The organism is Desmonostoc muscorum LEGE 12446 (assembly GCF_015207005.2).
GTDB lineage: Bacteria > Cyanobacteriota > Cyanobacteriia > Cyanobacteriales > Nostocaceae > Nostoc > Nostoc muscorum.
This window is the reverse complement of record NZ_JADEXS020000001.1, coordinates 4,200,963-4,222,429: the sequence shown is the minus strand read 5'-3', so window position 1 is coordinate 4,222,429 and position 21,467 is coordinate 4,200,963. Positions and strand designations below refer to the sequence as shown.

Annotated in this window: 17 protein-coding genes and 1 pseudogene; 6 read left to right on the top strand and 12 right to left on the bottom strand. The window is 42.3% G+C overall.

Annotated elements, in window-relative coordinates; all coding sequences use genetic code 11:
• Positions 1 to 169: 169 nt before the first annotated feature.
• From IQ276_RS18075 to IQ276_RS18045, 7 genes and pseudogenes are all read right to left on the bottom strand, one after another.
• On the bottom strand, positions 170 to 892 hold the full coding sequence (locus IQ276_RS18075; protein WP_193915138.1) for a Uma2 family endonuclease: 723 nt from the start codon (positions 890 to 892) through the stop codon (positions 170 to 172).
• Positions 893 to 957: 65 nt separating this feature from the next.
• Positions 958 to 1,344 (bottom strand): C6orf136 family protein, encoded by a 387-nt coding sequence (locus IQ276_RS18070; protein WP_193915139.1) that lies wholly within the window; start codon positions 1,342 to 1,344, stop codon positions 958 to 960.
• A gap of 215 nt (positions 1,345 to 1,559) precedes the next feature.
• A complete protein-coding gene (locus IQ276_RS18065; protein WP_193915140.1) occupies positions 1,560 to 2,120 on the bottom strand; it encodes a hypothetical protein in 561 nt (186 codons plus the stop codon).
• A gap of 48 nt (positions 2,121 to 2,168) precedes the next feature.
• Positions 2,169 to 2,414, bottom strand: coding sequence for an RpnC/YadD family protein (locus tag IQ276_RS18060; RefSeq protein ID WP_235115759.1), 246 nt, complete (start codon positions 2,412 to 2,414; stop codon positions 2,169 to 2,171).
• A 54-nt stretch (positions 2,415 to 2,468) separates the two neighbouring features.
• A pseudogene (locus IQ276_RS40965) lies at positions 2,469 to 2,573 on the bottom strand (Rpn family recombination-promoting nuclease/putative transposase); the annotation flags it as partial.
• 191 nt (positions 2,574 to 2,764) lie between these two features.
• Positions 2,765 to 3,691 (bottom strand): phosphodiester glycosidase family protein, encoded by a 927-nt coding sequence (locus IQ276_RS18050; protein ID WP_193918954.1) that lies wholly within the window; start codon positions 3,689 to 3,691, stop codon positions 2,765 to 2,767.
• 84 nt (positions 3,692 to 3,775) lie between these two features.
• Positions 3,776 to 5,023 carry a DUF4912 domain-containing protein gene (locus IQ276_RS18045; protein ID WP_190884389.1) on the bottom strand — a complete coding sequence of 416 codons (1,248 nt, stop codon included), beginning with the start codon at positions 5,021 to 5,023 and terminating at the stop codon, positions 3,776 to 3,778.
• 851 nt (positions 5,024 to 5,874) lie between these two features.
• On the opposite strand from IQ276_RS18045, the gene IQ276_RS18040 reads away from it, so the two are divergent.
• The 4 genes from IQ276_RS18040 (at position 5,875) to IQ276_RS18025 (ending at position 12,726) form a co-directional block, all read left to right on the top strand.
• A complete protein-coding gene (locus IQ276_RS18040; RefSeq protein ID WP_193918963.1) occupies positions 5,875 to 9,225 on the top strand; it encodes a PAS domain-containing protein in 3,351 nt (1,116 codons plus the stop codon).
• 327 nt (positions 9,226 to 9,552) lie between these two features.
• The gene (locus IQ276_RS18035; RefSeq protein ID WP_193918965.1) at positions 9,553 to 10,050 is read left to right on the top strand and encodes a response regulator; all 498 of its coding nucleotides are present in this window, start codon (positions 9,553 to 9,555) and stop codon (positions 10,048 to 10,050) included.
• Positions 10,016 to 11,905, top strand: a complete 1,890-nt coding sequence (locus tag IQ276_RS18030; RefSeq protein WP_193918968.1) for a hybrid sensor histidine kinase/response regulator — start codon at positions 10,016 to 10,018, stop codon at positions 11,903 to 11,905. The genes IQ276_RS18035 and IQ276_RS18030 overlap by 35 nt, the downstream gene beginning before the upstream one ends.
• 437 nt (positions 11,906 to 12,342) lie before the next feature.
• Positions 12,343 to 12,726 carry a nuclear transport factor 2 family protein gene (locus IQ276_RS18025; RefSeq protein WP_193918970.1) on the top strand — a complete coding sequence of 128 codons (384 nt, stop codon included), beginning with the start codon at positions 12,343 to 12,345 and terminating at the stop codon, positions 12,724 to 12,726.
• Between the two features lie 119 nt (positions 12,727 to 12,845).
• Here IQ276_RS18025 and IQ276_RS18020 read toward each other — a convergent pair whose 3' ends face one another.
• The 4 genes from IQ276_RS18020 to IQ276_RS18005 form a co-directional block, all read right to left on the bottom strand.
• Complete coding sequence (locus IQ276_RS18020) at positions 12,846 to 14,411, bottom strand: tetratricopeptide repeat protein (RefSeq protein WP_235115758.1); 1,566 nt, start codon at positions 14,409 to 14,411, stop codon at positions 12,846 to 12,848.
• Between the two features lie 334 nt (positions 14,412 to 14,745).
• Positions 14,746 to 15,282, bottom strand: coding sequence for a bifunctional pyr operon transcriptional regulator/uracil phosphoribosyltransferase PyrR (pyrR, locus tag IQ276_RS18015; RefSeq protein WP_190875940.1), 537 nt, complete (start codon positions 15,280 to 15,282; stop codon positions 14,746 to 14,748).
• Positions 15,283 to 15,462: 180 nt separating this feature from the next.
• The gene (cbiB, locus tag IQ276_RS18010; protein WP_193926108.1) at positions 15,463 to 16,461 is read right to left on the bottom strand and encodes an adenosylcobinamide-phosphate synthase CbiB; all 999 of its coding nucleotides are present in this window, start codon (positions 16,459 to 16,461) and stop codon (positions 15,463 to 15,465) included.
• Positions 16,462 to 16,548: 87 nt separating this feature from the next.
• A complete protein-coding gene (locus IQ276_RS18005; RefSeq protein WP_190875938.1) occupies positions 16,549 to 16,992 on the bottom strand; it encodes an Rrf2 family transcriptional regulator in 444 nt (147 codons plus the stop codon).
• A 466-nt stretch (positions 16,993 to 17,458) separates the two neighbouring features.
• Here IQ276_RS18005 and IQ276_RS18000 point away from each other — a divergent pair, with 466 nt between their 5' ends.
• Complete coding sequence (locus IQ276_RS18000; RefSeq protein WP_073639427.1) at positions 17,459 to 17,872, top strand: AbrB family transcriptional regulator; 414 nt, start codon at positions 17,459 to 17,461, stop codon at positions 17,870 to 17,872.
• Positions 17,873 to 18,018: 146 nt separating this feature from the next.
• Here IQ276_RS18000 and IQ276_RS17995 read toward each other — a convergent pair whose 3' ends face one another.
• Complete coding sequence (locus IQ276_RS17995; RefSeq protein WP_193919336.1) at positions 18,019 to 19,893, bottom strand: chloride channel protein; 1,875 nt, start codon at positions 19,891 to 19,893, stop codon at positions 18,019 to 18,021.
• 655 nt (positions 19,894 to 20,548) lie between these two features.
• Here IQ276_RS17995 and IQ276_RS17990 point away from each other — a divergent pair.
• Complete coding sequence (locus IQ276_RS17990; protein WP_190875936.1) at positions 20,549 to 20,932, top strand: hypothetical protein; 384 nt, start codon at positions 20,549 to 20,551, stop codon at positions 20,930 to 20,932.
• The last annotated feature ends 535 nt before the right edge of the window (positions 20,933 to 21,467 follow it).

Below are 21,467 nucleotides of genomic sequence, written 5' to 3'. Positions count from 1 at the left end.
GGCGCACAGCTGTGCGCCCCTACCCGTGTATAGCGGTTCCCATTCAGATGCGGTACAACATCATATCCCAAGGTGTAGGGGCACGGCACTGCCGTGCCCCTACAGGTGTACCTCACGCTTGCTTGTTGGGAAACGCTACAGATGATTCAAATGAAAATCTCTATTTTGCCTACGACTCTAACCTATCAGTATCAACTCCCAACGCCTTCAATTTAGCCTTCAGTTCTTCCACTTGCTGATGTGCTGTTTCAGCTTCTCGTTCTGCTGCTTGTGCCCTTTCTTCTGGAGTCGCTACTAACTGCTTATCCGCGTTAAAAAATCGTAATTTTGACTCATAAACTCCCAAAAATAACTCTAACTGCTGACTCCACAGCCACCCATCAGCATTTGCTTCCAAAGGTTGATACTTACCACCCACTAAACGAAAGCCTTTAAACTCCAAAGTATTGGGGTGAAACCAAAAATATTCCGGCGTGCGAAAAGTCTCTTGGTAAAGTTCAAACTTCAGACCTTTGTCAACTTTAGCAGTGCTATTAGAAAGTAATTCAATAATCACATTCGGATACTTTCCTTGTTCCGCCCATAATACCCAACTTTTGCGGGGGCGATTTTCACATCCCAAAACGACAAAAAAATCTGGCCCTCTAAACTCTCGCGTGGTAATCTGTTCTGGGCTATAGTAAATAGTCAAATTTCCAGTAGCATAAAAATCAGTACGGTTACGCCACCACCATTTCAGACACGCCAATAGTAGTTCAATTTGGTCACGGTGCAAATCGCTTTCCAAAGAAGGCTCATCACTCCATAAATCACTAGGTGGAATGATAATATCTTCTGCTTCCGTATGTATAGTTATTTCAGCAGGGATTTCAGGATTCTTGGCAGCCGTCATAAACATTCATGGCTTTGCTTGTTGCCTTTAGTGTAATAGTAATCCGCTATTGAGTTCTTCCAATATCAATTTTTTGAAGAGAAAAAATGCTGCTTCACCACGTCTAGGCGCGAACAATTCCAATAATCAACATGGGAGACAATTAAACCATCAGAATTAAGACCTAATTCACTCCAACCAGGGATGGAGATACGTGGCTTCCAAGGGACAGGGGTATTCCAACTGAGTGTCCACTCTGTTTTAATTGTGTTTCCCAAACGTTGAATATTATGTAAATCCATCTTGGGATTTAAAAACCAAGTCTGGATAAAATTAATCATTTCTTTGTAGCGTTTAACTCCACGAAATTTATTCAGTGGATCTTGAAAATAAACGTCTGGAGCATAAATGCTGTAAGTTTGATTGACTGGGAATCTTTGATAGTCTTCTTTGATAATTTCAATGATATCCATAATTTGTTAAGAAGAATTCAGAATTCAGGAGTCAGAAATCAGAATGAATTTTGTGCGATTCTTTGGTGCATGTTGGTTGAAACCGGATTTATCCCGCTATGCCAACGCCTCTGATGGGCAAAACTAGTCTTCCTTATTAAAACTCTATCGCTTTATGGGTAGAATATTCACCAATTCTGAATTCTGACTCCTGTATTCTGTATTCTTCTTCAAATCTATATCTCATTCCATAAACGTTCCAACTGACGCCGCCAAGCAGCTAGGGTTTCTTCTCGCGCTTCTGGGGTTTGGTCGATTTCACCCATGATTCCTTCTGCATAAAAGCGTTCTAAGTTTTGGATGGTAGCTTGTAGAGATTGTCCTTGGAGTTTTGCTACTTGGATAACTTGGCGGATGCGGCTTTCAACTAATCGATTGAAGGCATTATCTAAACCTATTTCATGTAAAGATACCAGTCGAGCGATCGCTCTTTCAAAATCCGCTTTTACCAAAGTGGTACTGTTATGGTGAAACACTGCCCAAATTTGCCCATCATGCAAAGCATACCGCACTTCCTGAGTTTCATCAAAGTTAGCTGACAAAAACTCTGCTAAAAAAGATTCGGCTTCTTGTAATGGTGATATTGGCAGTAAAACTCGCAGCCAAGTGTTATCTTTCGACAGTAGCACCAAGAGCCGAAAAGTAGAAGTGTTTACTTCCCAGGAACCAGGGGCCAACGCACCAACATTTGTGCCAAATAACTCTGTGAGTGTAACCGCAATTTCTTCAGGTGTCATATATCTTTGTTATATCTAGCCTCTAGATTAGCAAAGATGGGCATCAGCTTATTCATTCAAGTGCTGTGCTGCTTGCTGGACGACTTCTAGAGGTAAATCTAATAATTGAGCGTAGGCGTAGCCCGTCGCAGACATCGCTTCTAAGCTCAACCCAAACTCTATCATACGCGGTATTGCTTCTAACTTCCCTTGCTGTTTACCTTGCTGTTTACCTTCTTCTAAACCTTGCTGTTTACCTTCTTCTAAGGCTTCTTGATAAACTTTAGTCTGCTTCAGTTCACTTAAACCCAACATTGCTTCAATCTCCTCGCGGCTCTTTTGTGGTAGTTTATAGACAATAATTGTCTCAATTAAATTGATGAGGTCGCGCTGAGTAACTTCATCAGTTAGCTGTTGCTTAGCTTGCTCAATTAAGCGTTTTGCTAACTCTGGTGCTGTTTCCTCCGCCTCAATAACAAGCTTAACAACACCAAACTGATGAAGTTACTCACCGCGTCACCCCACCCCGGTTTTGTCTAAAGCCAAAACCGCCCCTCCCCTTAGCAAGGGGAGGGGTTGGGGGTGGGGTAAAGCGTATGTGGGACAAGCGTTTAAGCTTAAGTTGACACCAATGGCATCTTGCCCGCCCTACAAAATTGAATAACTTATTTTTTATAAATCAAAAAAACTGAACCAATGGGGCCATAATTTTCTACATAGGTTTTTTGGTTGTAATACAATCCTGGAGACATACCTCCATCAAATAAAATTCCTTCTTGAATCTTGCCTAAACAGTTCTTGCTAGCAATGCCTTCCAAGACATTATCAAATTTCTCTGGTAGTAACTCTTGATTAATTTCAGATAGTTCAATATCGGAATTAGCTTTCGCGTCATTAACTAATAGTATTACATATCCTTGATTAGTGATAGCTGCCATAGAGCGATTAGTTGCTCCTTGACAAGCAAATTCTCCCAAATCTTGACAAATATTTTTAAATTGACCCTGACGATAAAATCTGCCATTACCGCCTACTAAATTGTAATTGAGAACATCACTTTTTCTTCTACCAGCTTGGATAGTAGCTTGTCGTTGTGTGGGTGAACCTCCTGATATACCAAAGGAAGAACGCTTATTTTTAAATGCTCCTGAATATTCTACGCCACGAGAAATATTTAAGCCTTGTGGTTTATCAGCGGTATCTATATAATCGGCGTTAATTGCGGCAATGGGTAGCCGTCCATTTAATTTGGCATTATCACCAACGATAAGTTCACGAAACTGTTTTGGTACATATTCTTTCCGTAGTTTTCCCTGGGCATCTTTGGCGTAGAGTTTATGAGATAAACCAAGATTAACTTTAAAATCTAATTCTGGTGATTTAGGATTAAAAATAATCACATGGTTAATACCTCTGGGATTTTTCTGTCCTTGATTATTAGTTTTAAAAAAATCAATACTGAATTTGGGATTTTTACCAGGACAAATTTTAGATGCTTTTGGTACTGAATTGGCTGCAATTTTTTGACAACCTGGTAACAAGCTTGCAGCAGCGATCGCCATAAATAACAAAAGTAATCTTTTTTTAGACATGATCATACAAAAAACCCGCTACAGAATTACTATAGCGGGGAATAATTTAAAATTTCAGTCTGGAGTTAATCTGAGAACTAAAACTTAAGAAAGCCATTCTAGAACAGCATCTTCTTTGGTGTTAGTATTCCGGGATGGTGTTTCACGGTTAAATTTCATGTGAATTGACCGAGTTTGTTCACCATCAGCAGCCACAGCCAAAATTGGATAGTCAATTAAACCATCTTGGAAGGACATTTGGAAGCGGAATGTACCATCTGGATTCAGTTTAATTGGACGGCCGCCAATGGTTACGGTAGCATCGGGTTCAGTTGCACCGTAAACAATCAATTCAGCATCGGCTATTAACCAGAACTTGCGGGGACGCACTGGTACGGCGGAAGCTGAGAAGCCAACACCTGACATTCCCACACCGGACATGGTTAAACCTGACGCGGTAGGAACTGCCCAGGCACCTACACCAGAGGGGAATATGTAGGAACTGATGGCTTGTTCGGGGCGTGCAGAACCTGGTACTTGTTGCATGGAACCGAACAGAGAACCAGCAACGCGTTGTGCTTCAGCAGATTCGGCTAAGCCAAAGATTTGGTCGTAGATGGGGTTGCCATTTACACCATTTGCAGCGGTTGCAACTTTCTTGGCGGGTGGAACGAGTTCGTATTGAGTTTTGCCACGTAAATCTTCTTCAAAGTTGACGGTGATGAAGACATCTTCAATCCAGTCAGAAGGATAGACGGGGGGAATATGTACTCTCGCAGAACGAGCAAGTATCAACCAGCGACCATCAGCAGCGCGATAACCGATATCAATGACATAATCGCGATCGCTAACTGGAATTGGTAGATACCATTCTCTTGCTAGTTCATCAGCAGGATATTCTTGGATGCTGTGGGGGCTTTGGAAATCGATATCGATGTCGGTAACATCATAAATCCGCAGTGCCAGTTGTTGTCCGCCTTGGCGACGCAGTTCTTCTTTATGTTCATTGGGAACATCCCAGTAGGTGTAAGCCCATTGAGGATCGCGGGGTAAAAGTACAATCCGGCTGTCACCATAACCAGAGGGCAGATCTGGGAGTCCTTCATCAACATCAGCAAGAGATCCACCAGTACGATCTTCCTGACCTAATTCAAATTTAGCTGCTTCCACGGTTTCTTGTGCCTCCAATGAACGAGATGGACTGAGCGAAATTTTGCTGCGCTGGACTTCTTGAATTGATGCCAGCAGTTGGGATTTACGCATTCGGCTATAGCGAGAGATGCTATATTCGCTGGCAACTCTACGTAGTTGCCGTAAGGTCATCTCCTCTAGTGGCGGGCGTTCTTTTGCCATTAATTTGGCCTCCAGTAGTTTAAGCGGTAAATGATTTCCCCTGGTTAAAGAATGCGATATTAAATGTCATCCACTCCAGATGAATTTCTTATTCCTGACTCCTGGTTTTGCCCAGTTTTTAAGTTTTTTAGTCTTTTTTAAATTGAATTCATTTCCTATCAATTCCTTTAGTTATGCAAAAATTAGCATTTCTTTGGGATCGGAGGAGTTGTATTTGTTAAGTCAATATTAACCACTAAGCATATGTAGGGATCAAGGGGTTTGAATAGATTTTTTGGCTATTTCACGAATTTATCAGGCCTCGTGGGATCGTATTGTCATGATTTCCTGATATTTAAACCTGGAACATCTTGTGCAGGAACCAAAAATATCAGAGAATCATGACATTATTTTCCGGCTAGCCCAAAACCCTAATCCACAAAGGACTTTTGAGGGGGAGAGTGGTGAATAAGAAAATTAATAATTGCACTCAGTACAATGAAGTTTAGGGTGTGTTTTCAAAGTAGGGTAGCACAGCGGTGCTACCCTACGGGAAATATGTATGTATCAAAATTTTCATGAGTAATTTGAAAACACACACTCAAGTTCCTGATTTTAGTTATGGAAAATAAAGACAGATTTTTTACGAGACACACAGCGCTAGAAAAAAGTGCAAAGCTGAAGATTGCTGTACCTTTGATTCTGATTCCAACCTCATAACTATAGTGAGCGAGTTGGAATCAAAACTGGACACTTACTACGAGGCTTGTGGCAGAATTAGCTGATTATTTAGAGTTGGGGGTGGAAATTTTTCTGCAATCCAAAATCAAACATCTAAAAATTGGTGCTTAATCACAAAGAACAAACGACAAATGACTAACCTGATTCTGGTTGTAGACGACGACCATTTAATGCGAATGTATCTGTGTGAGCTATTGAAAGAAGCAGGGTATCAGGTGGTAGAAGCGAGTAACGGTTTAGAGGCGATCGCTACCTGTACTCGCCTACACCCAGATATAGTACTGTTGGATGTGATGATGCCACAGATGGATGGATTTGACTGCTGTGCCCAACTGCAAGCACTTCCTGATGGCAAAGACACACCAGTGTTAATGATTACCGCTTTTGACGATCGGGCATCTGTGGAAAAAGCTTTTGCTGTGGGTGCAACCGATCTGATTACTAAGCCGATTCAATGGACGGTACTACGTCAAAGATTGCGCCGTCTTCTGGAAGCTCATCGTACTAAGCAGGAATTACAACAACAAACTGCCCAGGCACAACTGCGGGAAGCACAGCTGAAGATAGCATTAGAGTCTGCTGGCATGAGCATTTGGAACTGGGATATTCTGACTAACAAAATTACTTACTCAGGTAACCTAGAAGCACTTTTTGGCTGGGAAAAAGGCACTTTTAACGACACCTATGATGCTTTTCTCAACCGCGTTCATCCCCAAGACCGGGATTTAGTCAGGCGATCGCATCAGCAGGCTATTAGGGATGGGGTAGAATATGACATCGAATTTCGAGTCACTTTGCCTGATGCTAGCATTCGCTATTTAGGAAGCAAAGGAGTTGTCTGCCGGGATGCGTCCTCTGTGGCTGTGGGAATGTCTGCGATAGACATAGACATCACCAAGCGCAAGCAAACAGAGGAAATGCTAGAAGTTCATGCTAATCAGCAGGCGATGGTGGCAGAACTCAGTCAAATAGCCCTAGCTGGTACAGACTTGACTACACTGATGAATTTATGCGTCAACATCGTCGCCCAATGCCTAAAAGTTGACTATTGTAAAGTTTTAGAACTACTGCCAAATGGTAATGCATTACTGCTACGGGCTGGAGTAGGTTGGCAGCCTGGCTTGGTGGGAAACGCTACCGTCAACGCTCTGATGAACTCACAAGCTGGCTATACCCTGCTTTCTAGCAGCCCGGTGATTGTCGATGACCTGCGAACCGAAACCCGATTCAATGGGCCACCGCTGCTGCATGACCATCAAGTCGTGAGCGGGATTAGTGTAGTGATTCATGGCAAAGAGCGTCCTTTTGGTGTTTTAGGGGCACACACAACCAGACACCAGACCTTTACTAAAGATGAAATTTATTTTCTCCAATCTATTGCTAATGTTTTAGCTACTGCTATTGAGCGTCAACGGGTGGAAAACGCACTCAAAGAAAGCGAAGAACGTTGTCAGTTAGTGCTGCGGGGTAATAATGATGGTATTTGGGACTGGAACGTTCAAAATAATCAAGTATTTTTTTCAACTCGCTGGAAGGAAATGCTTGGTTACGAAGAAGATGAAATTTCCCATGATTTAGATGAATGGGCAACACGAGTCCATCCAGATGATATGGGATTTGTCAGAAAAGCGATCGCCGATCACTTTGCCAAAATTACCCCGTTTTTCATCAGCGAACATCGAATTCGGTGTAAAGATGGCACTTACAAATGGGTTTTGAATCGCGGTCAGGCAGTCTGGGACGAAAATGGTGATGTAGTGCGGATGACAAGTTGTCATACTGACATCACTGAACGTAAATTAGCAGAAGAACAATTGCGTCAGAGCGAAGAACGTTTCCAGATAGTTGGGCGTGCTAGTAATGATATTTTATGGGACTGGGATTTGCAGACTGATGAGGTGTGGTGGAATCAAGCTGTACAGACACTCCTTGGTTACTCCATAGAGCAAATAAGATTTGACGTTAATTGGTGGTATGAACAAATACATCCAGACGACAGGCAGAGAATCGGCTCGGAAACGGTTGCACTTATAAATAGCGGTGAAAAATTCTGGTCAAATGAATACCGCTTTCGCCGCGGCAACGGTTCTTATGCCTACGTTTTCGATCGCGGTTATATTATCGATGACCACACAGGTAAGCCAGTGCGAATGATCGGCGCAATGATGGATATTAGCGAAAAGCAAGCCGCGCTACAGGAACGCAACCGCGCCCAAGCAGAATTACAACGCCAAAATATGCGATCGCGCCTCTTCGCTAATATCGCCCTGAAAATTCGTCAATCTTTACAAATCGATGAAATTCTGCAAACCAGCGTCGTAGAGGTGCAAAAGCTACTGCTTGCCGACCGTGTATTAATCTTGCGCCTAGAGCCAAATGGCTCTTTTATCGCGCTTCAAGAAGCAGTAGTTCCGGGTTTACCTGTTGTTATGGGACAACAAATTACTGATTTTTGCTTTCGTGACGATTACATCGAGCGTTACCGGCAAGGGCGAATTAGTTCCATTAGGGACACCAGGGAAGCTGATATCCAACCTTGCCACTTTGAATTCCTGCAACGATTTGCCATCAAAGCCAACCTTGTAGTCCCGATTTTCCTGAAAAATCAACTCTGGGGGCTGTTAATTGCTCATCAGTGTGCCCATCCCCGTGAGTGGACGAGCTGGGAAATTGAACTTTTGCAACAGCTGGCAGATCAAATAGGCATTGCTTTAGCTCAAAGCCAAATTCTAGAACAAGAAACTCGCCAGCGGCAAGAACTCGCCCGTTCCAATAAAGAATTGCAAGAATTTGCATTTGTCGCCTCCCATGATTTGCAAGAGCCACTGCGTAAGATTAAAACCTTTGGCGATCGCCTCAAAGCTACCTGCGGTGACGCATTAACCGAACAGGGACGTGATTACTTAGAACGAATGCAGAATGCCGCCACCAGAATGCAGACATTGGTTGAAGACTTGCTGACACTTTCACGAGTTACTACCAGGGCCCAGCCTTTTGTAACAGTAAATCTCGCCAACATTGCCCAAGAGGTATTGTCTGATTTAGAAGTGTATGTCCAGCAAACTGGGGCAAGTATCGAAATCGGGGAGTTACCCACCATTAAAGCCGATCCTCTACAGATGCGGCAATTACTACAAAATCTCATCGGTAATGCCCTGAAATTCCACCGCCCACAAGTACCACCTGCGATCAAAATTTATGGTAATATTTTAAACAATCAAGCAAATAACATATCTAATGATTCTCACATTTGTCAAATCGTTGTAGAGGATAACGGCATTGGTTTTGAAGAAAAATATCTCGATCGGATTTTTAATGTTTTTCAACGCTTGCATAGTAATACTGAATACAACGGAACTGGCATAGGTTTAGCTATCTGCCGAAAAATTACCGAGCGTCATCATGGAACGATCGCAGCCCAAAGTCAACCAGGGCAAGGATCAAAGTTTTTTGTCACATTATCAGTTAATTCCCATCCTTAATTTTTCTTCCTGGAGAGGGATTAAGAATAGACCAAAAAATTAGCTTAATTGTACAATTGTGCCCTCTAATTTTTAGGACTTATTTATTGTACAAATCGTCCATAATGTTAACTCTTAATAAGATTCGATTATTTCCAGCTTGAGACCACTACTACAACATACAGTTTGTTGTTAGATACCTCTTGCTTATAGTGAAAAAATAAAGCTTTCATAGCTCAATATATGAATTGCATATTTGATTATTTTTGTCAATGTGCAAGTCGCCATCTATCCCAAGTTATTCACTTGATTCATACTAATAAACCAATGCAAAGGAGACGATGCATAGTGAAGGGTCGAGAAACAAACGTCACAATTTTAATGGCTGATGATGATGAAGACGACGGCGTGTTAGTTCGTGAGGCCTTGGCAGAAAGTCAATTGCCAATTGAACTATACATCGTTGGTAATGGTGAAGAGTTGATGGATTATTTATACCACCGTGGTCGATATGCTGACAACACCAGGAAACCGCATCCAGGGTTGATTTTGTTAGATTTGAATATGCCGAAAAAAGGCGGTCTTGAGGCGCTCAAAGAAATCAAAACTGACCCACAACTGCGGCGAATTCCTGTTGTCATGCTGTCAACATCAAGTGCCCAAGAAGATATATATAATACCTACGATTTGGGTGCGAACTCTTTCATCATTAAGCCAGTGACTTTTACCTCATTAGTTGAGGTGATGAAGACTCTAGGAAAATACTGGTTTGAAATTGTGCAACTGCCAGCAGAAGCAATGGGAGACAAACATGGACAACAGCCCCATCAAAGTTCTGTTCGTTGATGATGATGAAGATGATTATATTTTGACTCGTTATTGGTTTAGTGAATTCCAGGTAGCAGACTGCGAGCTGCAATGGGTGGATAATTATGAAGCAGCCAGAAGTGCGATCGCTCTACACCAACATGACATTTATCTTGTAGACTATCGTTTGGGGCCGCACAACGGACTAGAACTATTGCGCGAAGCAATTGCCAACGGCTGTTGTTCTCCGATAATTTTACTCACAGGTCAGGGCGACTGGGAAATAGACCTAGAAGCCATGAAAGCCGGAGCCGCTGATTATTTGGAAAAAAGCCAATTGACGGCACCTTTATTAGAGCGTTCTATTCGCTACGCCATTGAACGGAAACAAACAGAACAAAAAATTCGTGAACAAGCTGCTTTACTGGATGTTGCCACCGATGCAATTTTTGTGCGTGATTTAGACGATAAAATTTTATTTTGGAATAAAGCTGCTGAGCATCTGTACGGGTGGAAAAAAGAAGAAGCTATCAATAAAAAGACACGAGTTCTCTGGCAGGAAAAACAGGCATTTCAAGTTCAAGAAGCACTCAGTATTTTGATGAAAAATGGTTCTTGGGAAGGAGAGTTACATCAAAAAACAAAATCAGGTAAAGAAATTATTGTTGAAAGCCGTTGGACATTAGTACATGAATTTAGTAAAAAAATACAAACTATTCTCGTTGTTAACACTGACATCACACAAAAAAAACAACTAGAAGCCCAATTTCTCCGCGCCCAGCGATTGGAAAGCATTGGCACCTTAGCCAGTGGTATCGCCCACGATTTGAATAACGTTCTGGCGCCGATTTTGATGACAGCTCAACTGTTAGAAGCACAAGTTAATGATGAGCGTTCTCGGCGACTGCTGCCCATATTGATTGCTAACGCTAAAAGAGGGGCAAACCTAGTCAAGCAAGTATTATCGTTTACTCGTGGACTGGAAGGCGATCGCACCGTCTTGCAATTAAAGCATTTAATAATTGAAATTCAACAAATTATTAAAGAAACTTTTCCCAAATCCATAGAAGTTTTTACCCAAATTCCCCAAAATCTTTGGACTGTATGCGGCGATGCCACCCAACTGCATCAAGTACTGATGAATCTATGTGTCAATGCTCGTGATGCGATGCCAAATGGTGGAACTTTAAAAATTTCTGGCGAGAATCTTTTTATTGATGAGAATTTTACCAAGATGCATATTGATGCTAAAGTTGGTCATCACATCGTCATTACCGTTGCTGATGGGGGAATTGGTATTCAACCAGAAATATTAGATCGGATATTTGAGCCATTTTTTACTACGAAAGAAGTTGGCAAAGGAACTGGCCTTGGTCTGTCTACAGTACTTGGCATCATTAAAAGCCACGGTGGTTTTATCAACGTATACAGTGAAGCCGGAAAAGGCAGCCAATTTAAGGTATATTTACCAGCACAAGATGCAGTGGAAACCATAGAAGAACAACACCAAGAACTACCTCCAGGTCAAGGAGAATTAATTTTAGTTGTAGATGATGAAGCAGCCATTCGAGATGTGACAAAAACATCTTTAGAAAGTCATAATTATAAAGCAATTACAGCCAGTGATGGCATTGAAGCTATAGCCTTATATGCAGAACACCGAGATGAAATATCTCTTGTATTAACTGATATGCTCATGCCATTTATGGATGGGCTAACTACCATACGTACCCTGCGAAAAATTAACCCAGATGTCAAAATTATTGCCGTCAGTGGACTGAGCTCAGCAGATAAAGTTGATGCAGCTTATGACATAGGTATCAAAGCCTTTTTGTCTAAACCTTATACAGCTAACCAATTATTACAAACTATTAGTACAGTTAAAAAGAGTTAGGAGTTAGGAGTTAGGAGTTAGGAGTTAGGAGTTAATAAAATTGAAGAAGAATTCAGAAGTCAGAATTCAGGAGTCAGAATTAATGAGTGGAGGATTCAGACCCACCACTCGATTATTGCACCACTAAATCTCCGATTTAGTGGGGGACTTAAACCCGTTTATTCATCCGCCACTCGCACAGAATTCAATTCTGAATTCTGGCTCCTGACTCCTGAATTCTGTTCGTTAAAATCCTTGTCAGATGTGTTATGTACATATTTAGAGATGATTGGCCATAAAAAACATGACACGATCGCATAAGGCACTGCTAAATAACACGGTGCGTTAGGCTAAAGCCGTAATGATACTTGATAAATCAACTAATTAATTGCAACTTGAGAGTTATAATTTAGTAACTCCTAACTCTCAACTCCTAACTCCTAACTATTTAACTCCCCATGACCAACGATGAAGTTATAGCCGCTAATGGAGCTTTTTATCGAGCTTTTGAAAGAAAAGATATTGAGGCGATGAGTGCAATATGGTCACAAGGAACTGGTAGTTTTTGTATTCATCCTGGCAGTAGAGTGCTACGAGGTTGGAAAGAAATTCGCACCTCTTGGGAGCAGATATTTAAAAACACTGCTTATATTGAAATAAACACAGATGTAATTGCTACAGAATTAACTGATAATATCGCTTATGTTGTGCTGATAGAAAATGTGTTTCAAGTCGTAAATGACAGAAGACTTGAAGCACAATCAACAGCTACAAATGTATTTCAGTTTCTCGGTGGTAAGTGGTATTTAGTTCATCATCATGGGAGTCCGATTTTGCGGTGAGTGTGGGGATGAGGGGGATGAGGGAGCAGGGGGAGCAGGGGGAGCAGGGGGAGCAGGGGAAGCAGGGGAAGAGATAACTAATGCCTAATGACTAATGACTAATGACTAATGACTAATGACTAATGACTAATCAAATCTTGAAACCGCCTATCTTCTCGAATCTTGTCAAAATCAGTATCAGTTTTTGCTATCTCTCGCCATTCAGGATTTAGGTTGATAGCTTGTTGCAAATTTTCTATTGCCAAATCGATATTCCCTTGTAAACCATAAGAGCAAGCTTTGTTGTACCAAGCTTGGTGATAGTCGGGTTTGATTTTGGTGGCTTGGTTATAAGAGGCGATCGCTTCTTCTAATCTTCCCAAATTAAATAGCGCAATGCCCCGGTTGTTCCAAGCTTCGTGATAGTCGGGTTTGATTTTGGTGGCTTGGTCATAAGAGGCGATCGCTTCTTCTAATCTTCCCAAATCATCTAGTGCATTGCCCCGGTTGTTCCAAGCTTGGTGATAGTCGGGTTTGATTTTGGTGGCTTGGTTAAAAGAGGCGATCGCTTCTTCAAATCTTCTCAAATCATGTAGCGCATTGCCTTTGGCAAACCAGATGTCAGAGGAATCAGGTGTAAAACTGAGAGCTTTGTTTAAGCAACGTAGCGCATCTTGATAGCGTTTTGAGTTGATTAAATTCCAGCTAAAACTCAACAGGGAAGTTGGAATTTCTTGGTGTTTCTCTGCTAGCTGCAATATTAAACGAGTGAAGGGCAATGTGTATTCCCCTGCTTCTACCTGCTTTGGCTTAGCTTCAATTTGCCCATCACGCGGTTCTAGGATGCGCTCAGCTGAAATCAGATAATTGGTAGCCCTGCGTATTTGCCAATAATACCAAAGCTGCTGCCAGAAATTCTTCGCCGCTAACATCCGTGCAGTAGGCTCCACTGTGAAGCGATAAAGTGGAATCTCGAATTGTTGCAGCAAGTCCACGGCATCATAAATGTAGCAGCTGGCAGGGTACTTTTTTACTGCTTTCTTGTAACGGTTTTCCCAAGTGTCTTTTAGGGTGTGGCGGTAATTTTTGACAGTCAAAGGCAAGCTTTCATTTTGCAGGCGGTGGAGATTTTCGACTACATTTCTAAAAGTGCTGTCATTGCACCTAGCTAGTTCTGGATATTGCTCTGTTTCAGCTTTGATGTTTGTTTCTGGAACCGTTTCTGCTAACATCGCAATGATGGCATCATCTTCCGGTTGCGACAATTCATAGGTTTGAAATCGGTTCCACAGCTTGGAATATTTATCCCATTGCAGTTTTTCCCAAGGACTGGGTTTTCCAGGATCTTCGGAGTGTGTTTCATTGCGTGCGGTGGCGATGACGCGGATTTCTGTCGGTTCCCATAACTCCTCATACTTATTCAAAGCTTGCAACAGCCTTTCTTGCAAAGGAACTTGAAACCGTTCTGCCAGACTTTTCTCGGCTTCTGGGGAGATTTCGTAGCGGCTAGCATACATTTTCTGATTCAAATCGTCAAAGAAAAACAGCAATTTGCGGTTTGTGCCAATCTCCTTGGGCATAGCCGCCGGAATATCTAGCCATTCTCCTAATTTGAGGTAAAGCACCGTCCAACCTTCTTGATTGAGGTGCTTTGCCAACTCTGCTGCTTCCCGCGTTTTCCCTAATCCCGTGCGTTCTAAAATCAATACAGCAGATTGTAACAGGTGTGAGGTACAGATAATCGTAGGGGCACAACATGTTGCATAGGTATCAACTTAAGGTTAAACGCTTGTCCCACATACGTTTTACCCCCTTAATCCCCCCGATGCATTGGGGGGAAAAAGGAATCTAGTTCCCTCCCCTTTACAAGGGGAGGGTTAGGGTGGGGTGATGCGGTGAGTAACCGTAAGTGAATGAAAGGTTTCACGTTAAGTTGACACCAATGAACATGTTGTGCCCCTACCCGTCTAGTTCATTTACCTGAAATACGCTGTAGTTATACCTCCCAACTCCAAATGACAAATGACAAATGGCAAATAACTAATCTCCCATCAACTCCACTGCATCTCGTCCATCACAATCTTGTAAGTAAACTTTGACAATTTCTTCCTTAGCGGTAGGCAACAGCTTACCAATAAAATCTGGGTGAATTGGTAACTCACGATGACCCCTGTCTACCAACACAGCTAAACGAATTACCTCTGGTCTTCCGTACTCATTTACAGCATTCAAAGCAGCACGAATTGTCCGTCCTTTGAAAATCACATCATCCACGAGTACAACGGTTTTCCCCGTCAGATCAAAAGGAATATCGCTTTTGGTCGGAGTTCGCAAACCAATTTTGTCAAGGTCATCTCGATAAAATGTAATATCTAAAGCGCCGACGGAAACGGCTACACCTTCGAGTGTCTCAATCTGACGCGCCAACAATTGTGCTAATACAGCACCCCTAGTATATATACCAAGAAGCACCAATTGGGACAAATCACGCGACCTTTCTACAATTTGAGAGGCAAGGCGAGTCAAAGTACGACGAATTTCTTCTGATGAGAGGATCTCAACTACTTTTGCAGACATAGGTATCTTTAGGGGAGTGGGGAGTGGGGAGTGGGGAGTGGGGAGTCGGGATGAGGGAGATGAGGGAGATGAGGGAGATGAGGGAGATGAGGGGAATAACTAATGCCCCATGCCCAATGCCCCATGCCCAATGCCCAATATTGTCAATCAAAGGGGCATTGAACCCCCTTGATTGACCTGCTATCCATCCCCACCGTATAGACGGATGGGGAATTCCGCCGAATTAGTTAAAAAAATAGCGATCGCTATTCCTAACCATAGTAAAAAACAATATCGAGTCAGTTGCAAAGCATTGTAAATAGAATTTGGGGTAATGGGATAAATAGCGTCTCCTAGCAATGGTTTGTGTTTAGCTACCCCACGATACCAATTTTTACCCCCCATTTGTACACCTAAAATAGCAGCGTAGGCGCACTCACTCCAGCCGGAATTGGGACTAGGATCGGTAATTGCATCCCGGCGACAAATTCGCCAAACATGCATCGGTTTACCCGATAACACTGCTAGAGTGATAACTGTTAATCGGCAAGGTAGCCAAGTCAAACAATCTTCCAATCGCGCACTAAACCACCCAAAATAAGTATAAGGTGCTTCCCGGTAACCCACCATTGAATCAAGAGTACTACTGGCTTTGTATGCTAAAGCTAAGGGAATTGACCCCACAATTGGCACAAAGACACCAATAATTGCATAAAAAAGTGGAGCCATTACTGCATCAGTAGCATTTTCCGTGACTGTTTCTAAAACGGCTCGCAAAATTTCTGCTTCTGAGAGATTTTGTGTATCCCGACCAACATAATTACTTAAAATATTACGAGCTTCTGGTAAATCTCCTGCTGTTAAAGGTTGTAAAACAGCCACTGCTGCTGTTCGCAAACTTCTGCTAGCAAAACAACTAGCCAAAAGAATACTTTCTAAAGCAATTCCCAACACTGGATGCACCCATCTGGCACTTTGAACGAGCAAAAAACCGACAAGACCGCTACCAATTATGACGATAATGCCTAGTAAAATTCCAGCTAGACGTTGTGTTAGAGAATGTTGACACAATTGCAGAGAAAACTTGGTCAGCCGAGAAATTACCCACCCGATAAATTGCACAGGATGAGGCCAACCCCAAGGATCGCCAATTAAGTAATCTAAAAGTGCGGCAATGATTAAAACAACAGCGGATGTCATTAGTCATTAGTCATTAGTCATTAGTTAGTTAAGAATAATCAATCCCCAATCCCCAATCCCCAATCCCCAATCCCCAATTCCCAATGACTAAACCACAAAACTAGCTTCTTCCCCAAGGGAAGCTTGCCAACTACGAGCATCGTAATAAAGGTCTGCCAGAGTAATAGTGTACAAAGCTTCTTTGAGCTTTTGATTGAGCCTTTGCCAAAGGGTAAATGTTACCCAATCTTCAGCTTGTGTGGGTGCTGGAGTGTGATGGGGTAAATGAGTAATGCTCTCACCGACTGCTTCTAAAATTTGCCCTATAGATATTTGTATAGGTTCTCTTGCCAATTGATATCCGCCAATGCTACCACGAATTGAATTCACTAAAGACGCACGACGCATTTCTATTAGTAGTTTTTCGAGGTAAGGAGCTGGAATATCTTGGCGTTTGGCGATCGCTTTTACAGATGCAGGCCCATATCTTGGCTGTAAACTCAAATCTAGCAACGCCTTCACACTGTAATGTCCTCTGGTAGTTAGTTTCATTCTGGTAAGCTTTGTTGTTTGCCCTCTGTTACAAAGTTCTGAGTGCCGGAAATAGGCGCTGGTGGCTTTGCGCTTTGTCAGTTGTCCTTTGTCATTTATTTAGACCAATGACTAATGACTAATTACCAATGACTAATGACCAAGGATCAGTTTTGCTTATCATTCTGTGACTCAGTTATCATCTTCAGCAACTAGACAACCTTTTAAAGGTTAGTTTAGAAAACTTAAACAAATATAGTTTAGCAGGAATTCACAAACTATATATATATAGTTATCAGCATTGCCAGCATTCTATAAAATAAATTGCCTGGGAAATATTTGGTATTCGCATAACAATTCTGGCTGTGAGTGTAATATACTTGGCTATGTTGAGATAAAAACTAAAGGATTATCTTCCTATTAGCTCAACAGAAGCTAAAATAAAATCGATTCAAACACTTCAAACATTCGTTTTCGACCTAAGTTGATGCCTAAACAGAAAAAAATTGAACCCCTAGTCGGCGAAGAACTGCTCAAAAAAGTCAAAGAGCTAGAGAACGAGAGCAAGGAAGACAAAGCCAAGAAGTGCGGCTACTATACCGTTACCAAAAATGGTATAGAGCGCGTCAATATGATGAAGTTCTTAAATGCCCTAATCGATGCCGAAGGCATTCAGTTGGACAGTACACCCAGTGCTAATGGGCGCGGTGGACGTAGTGCTAGCTATAGGATTAGTGTGCAATCCAATGGTAACTTGCTTATCGGTTCAGCTTATACAAAACAGATGAATCTCAAACCAGGAGATGAGTTTCTCATCACTTTAGGTAAAAAGCACATTCGTTTGAGACAGGTAGATCCAGAAGATCGGGAAGACGATGAAACTCTAGAAGCCACGGCTTAATAAATAGTCATTAGTCAATTGTCAATAGTCAATAGTCATTTGTCCCTGAAGTTCTGAACAAAGGAATACTCAGTTCATACTTCTGTGTTTGTCATTTGTGAAAACCAATGACTAATGACCAATGACTAATGACCAATGACTAATGACTAATATGGTAAATAGTGACGCAGTGCTTTGCGCGTAACTGCTAAATTGCAGGTTAATGCAATTTGCTCTTTTTCTAGTAAACCTAAAATGCGATCGGGTTTGTCTCGTGCTACCACTGGTAATTGATGCAAACCTCGAACACTCATGCGGTCTAAAGCTTCAGATAATAGTTCATCCTGCCATGCGTAAACAATTTCAGTAGTACAAATGTCCTTGAGAGTTTGACTGGATAAATTATCTGAAATTTCAGTTGTTGAATTTGGGTAAGTTTGCCAAAGAGCAAGGGCACGGTTAATATCTTCTAAAGAAAGGATACCAACTAATTGCTCTGCTTGATCAATAACTAAAGCACTTCGTGTGCGATCGCGGATCATTTCCACCGCTGCTTCTAACACACTCAAAGTTGCAGGTAATTTTTTGGGATAAGGATGCATAGCATCTTCTACCAAAATTTGCTGCATAATTTCCGCTCGTTCATCTTTCAATTCCGAAAGACCAATTTGTTGTAGATTAGAGTTAGAGTTAAAAGTCGGTTTAATCCTTTCCACTAACCAGACACTCAAACCCACAGCAGCCATCAGCGGTAAAACAATCCGGTAGTCGCGGGTTAATTCAAACAGCATTAAAATAGCCGTTAACGGTGCCCTGACACTTGCAGCCAAGACTGCTGCCATTCCTACCATCGCATAAGCTGGAGGAGCTGCCATTTGGTCACAAATTGCCGGGAATACCACAGCTAAAATTTTGGCATAAGCCGAACCAAAAGAAGCACCTAGAAACATAGCAGGTGCGAATAAACCGCCGACAAAACCACTACCCGCACTAATTGCAGTCATTAGTAGCTTTACCACCAACAACACAACTAACAAGTGCAATGAAAACTTGACATCCTGAAGCATTGCTTCCACGGTTTCATAACCAACGCCTAGAATTTGCGGGAAGTGCAAAGCAACTGCGCCAACAATGACACCGCCAATAATTGGATGAATTGGCTGAGGAATTCGTCCCAAAAATTGAAAGCCTGGAACCTTACCAGCAAAGCAGGCTTTAGCCAAACGAATTGATTGAGTATAAGTTAGAGAAATTAGGCTAGCCCCTAAACCCAAGCCAAGATAAAGGGGTAATTCTAAAGGACTGCGGACTTGGTAAGCCGGTAAATCAAAAGCAGGTTGTGCCCCCAAACCAATTTGAGCAATTAACGCTGCTACTACCGCCGCCAGCAGCACCACACTGACAGCAGAAGTAGCAAAAGATGTAGCTCCCATCACCACCTCTAAGGCAAAAAATACTCCGGCAATGGGAGCATTAAATCCAGCCGCTAATCCAGCAGCAGCGCCAGCACCCAAAAGTAAACGTCGTTGTTCCTGAGATACATTTAGGATCACAGACAACAACATGCCAAAATTTGCACCAATTTCTACACTTGGCCCCTCTGGTCCTAAAGAAGCACCACTTCCCAAAGAAACAGATGCGGCTAGCATTTTGGTAACTGGTCGTAGTGGTCGCCTAATCTCGGTTTCCTGAGAGGCGGCGATGAGAGATGAAAGTCCAGGGCCGAAGTCTTGAGTACGCCAGCGCATCAAGCCAACAATTAATCCGCCAAGGGTAGGAACGCAAGCTAGAGTCCAAGCACCCCAGACACCGATCTGACCCATCAAATTTTCTAGCATTAAACGGTGGATCAGCTCGATCAAATAGTGAAAAGTGACTACACCCATACCAGTGCCACCGCCAATTAACATGGCTAAAAACAGCACAAGGGTTTCTGGGGATGGTTGAAAACGGTTTATTAGGTGAGCTAAGCGGGCAGAAGGTGTAGGAAAGGCAGGTTGTTCCGTTACCTTCCTCAGTTGAGTGGGAGGCAAGAGAGTCATTGAGAGGCAGGGTAAATGTAAGAAAAAATTTAAATTTTTATCTGTTACTTCTCATTGTGAGCCATTATTTAGCAACCAGACAAGTAGACTTTATTTGCTCGATTTACAAAGCTTTAGCAAAATTTTTGTGGGGAGAATAGTTAAATGGGAGACAATTATTATCTGGGGGTCGGCGATGCCTACGGTAAATGCTAGCCTACGCTGATGAGGTACTAGTCAACCCTATTCTCTCTAGAGACAACAGAGGTACTGTGAGCCACAAGCATTAATGAGAAGTCATTTTCGCCTAAATCTAGCTATACTCGTGTTGCGACCATTGAGCCATCCTTGGTAGTAATAGAATGTATGTGTGATTTAGTACTAAAGTCAAACTAGACTTAGAAGTTATATCATGTCCGCCTAATCACTTATCAAAAAAGCTCTCCGCGTCTCCCTTAGGAGAAGTTCTGATCTAACGAAGCCTGATCTTAGGCTTCTCTCCGTGTCCCCGCGTCAGCCCTAATGATAAGTCTTCAACCGGACATGATATTAGAGAAAGGGGAGACAAGGTAACAAGGAGGCAAAAGGAATAAAAAACCTGCTCCCCTTGTCTCCCCTTCTCCTTGTCCTCTTCGTTGACCGCAATTCAATATAGCTATTCTTATACTGCGAGTAAATGAATATACACACCTTTGATAATCATTATGTTACTTGCCCAATTTGCCAAAGAAATGCCACGCCCAAACCAATTAAAACGCGTATTGGCTTGTTTTGTTGTCCCTATTGCCAAGAACGGCTAGTTGTTTGCCAAAGCGGTCATTACGTGCGCGATCCATTTACTTGGAGACAAATGATGATTTCTTCGGCGCTACGGCGTCAAAGCCGACCTTTGGCTAGAATTATCAGGGATTTTGTCCTGCTCAAGCGTCCTATGGTGGCTTTTGCTGTAGGAAGTGCCATTGTTTTTAGTATGATTGCTATCACCCAGGAAACCACGAACTCAGATCGTCAAGTGCTTTCTACAGAGCAAATTAAAAAACCAGACGAAAAATTCCCATAGTATAGTATTGATATGACCCCTGCGGCCAATGAGATTTTACTTTACTCTCTTTAATTTTGCAAGTCCCTTATATTTATTTAACTAATTCGGCGGAATTCCCCATCCGTCTATACGGTGGGGATGGATAGCAGGTCAATCAAGGGGGTTCAATGCCCCTTTGATTGACAATTTTCTTATGAGGTCGCGTAACACTTCTGTCTGATTTCTTTGAGTCAATTCGCAATACTTCTGCAAATGTTCTTTTTCCCGTTCAGACAACCTCAAACTAATCTGTGTCATGGTAGCAAATAAAATATGGATGTGCTACCATTGTAATGGTTGTTGACCCACCCACACGGCTCATAACAAACGGCCACAGTAGCGGTAAAACGCTATGCCTTGACGTATAGCGTGAGAAAAGGGAAAAGACTTCGGTCACTGGTTCGCCTATCTACTAAGGCGGTAAAAGATAAGCCACACAGAAGTGTACGAGAAAGTAATAACTGCCTTGGGAAGCAGGGCGGCTGCGCGGGTTTCTCTATTGAGAGGATAAACG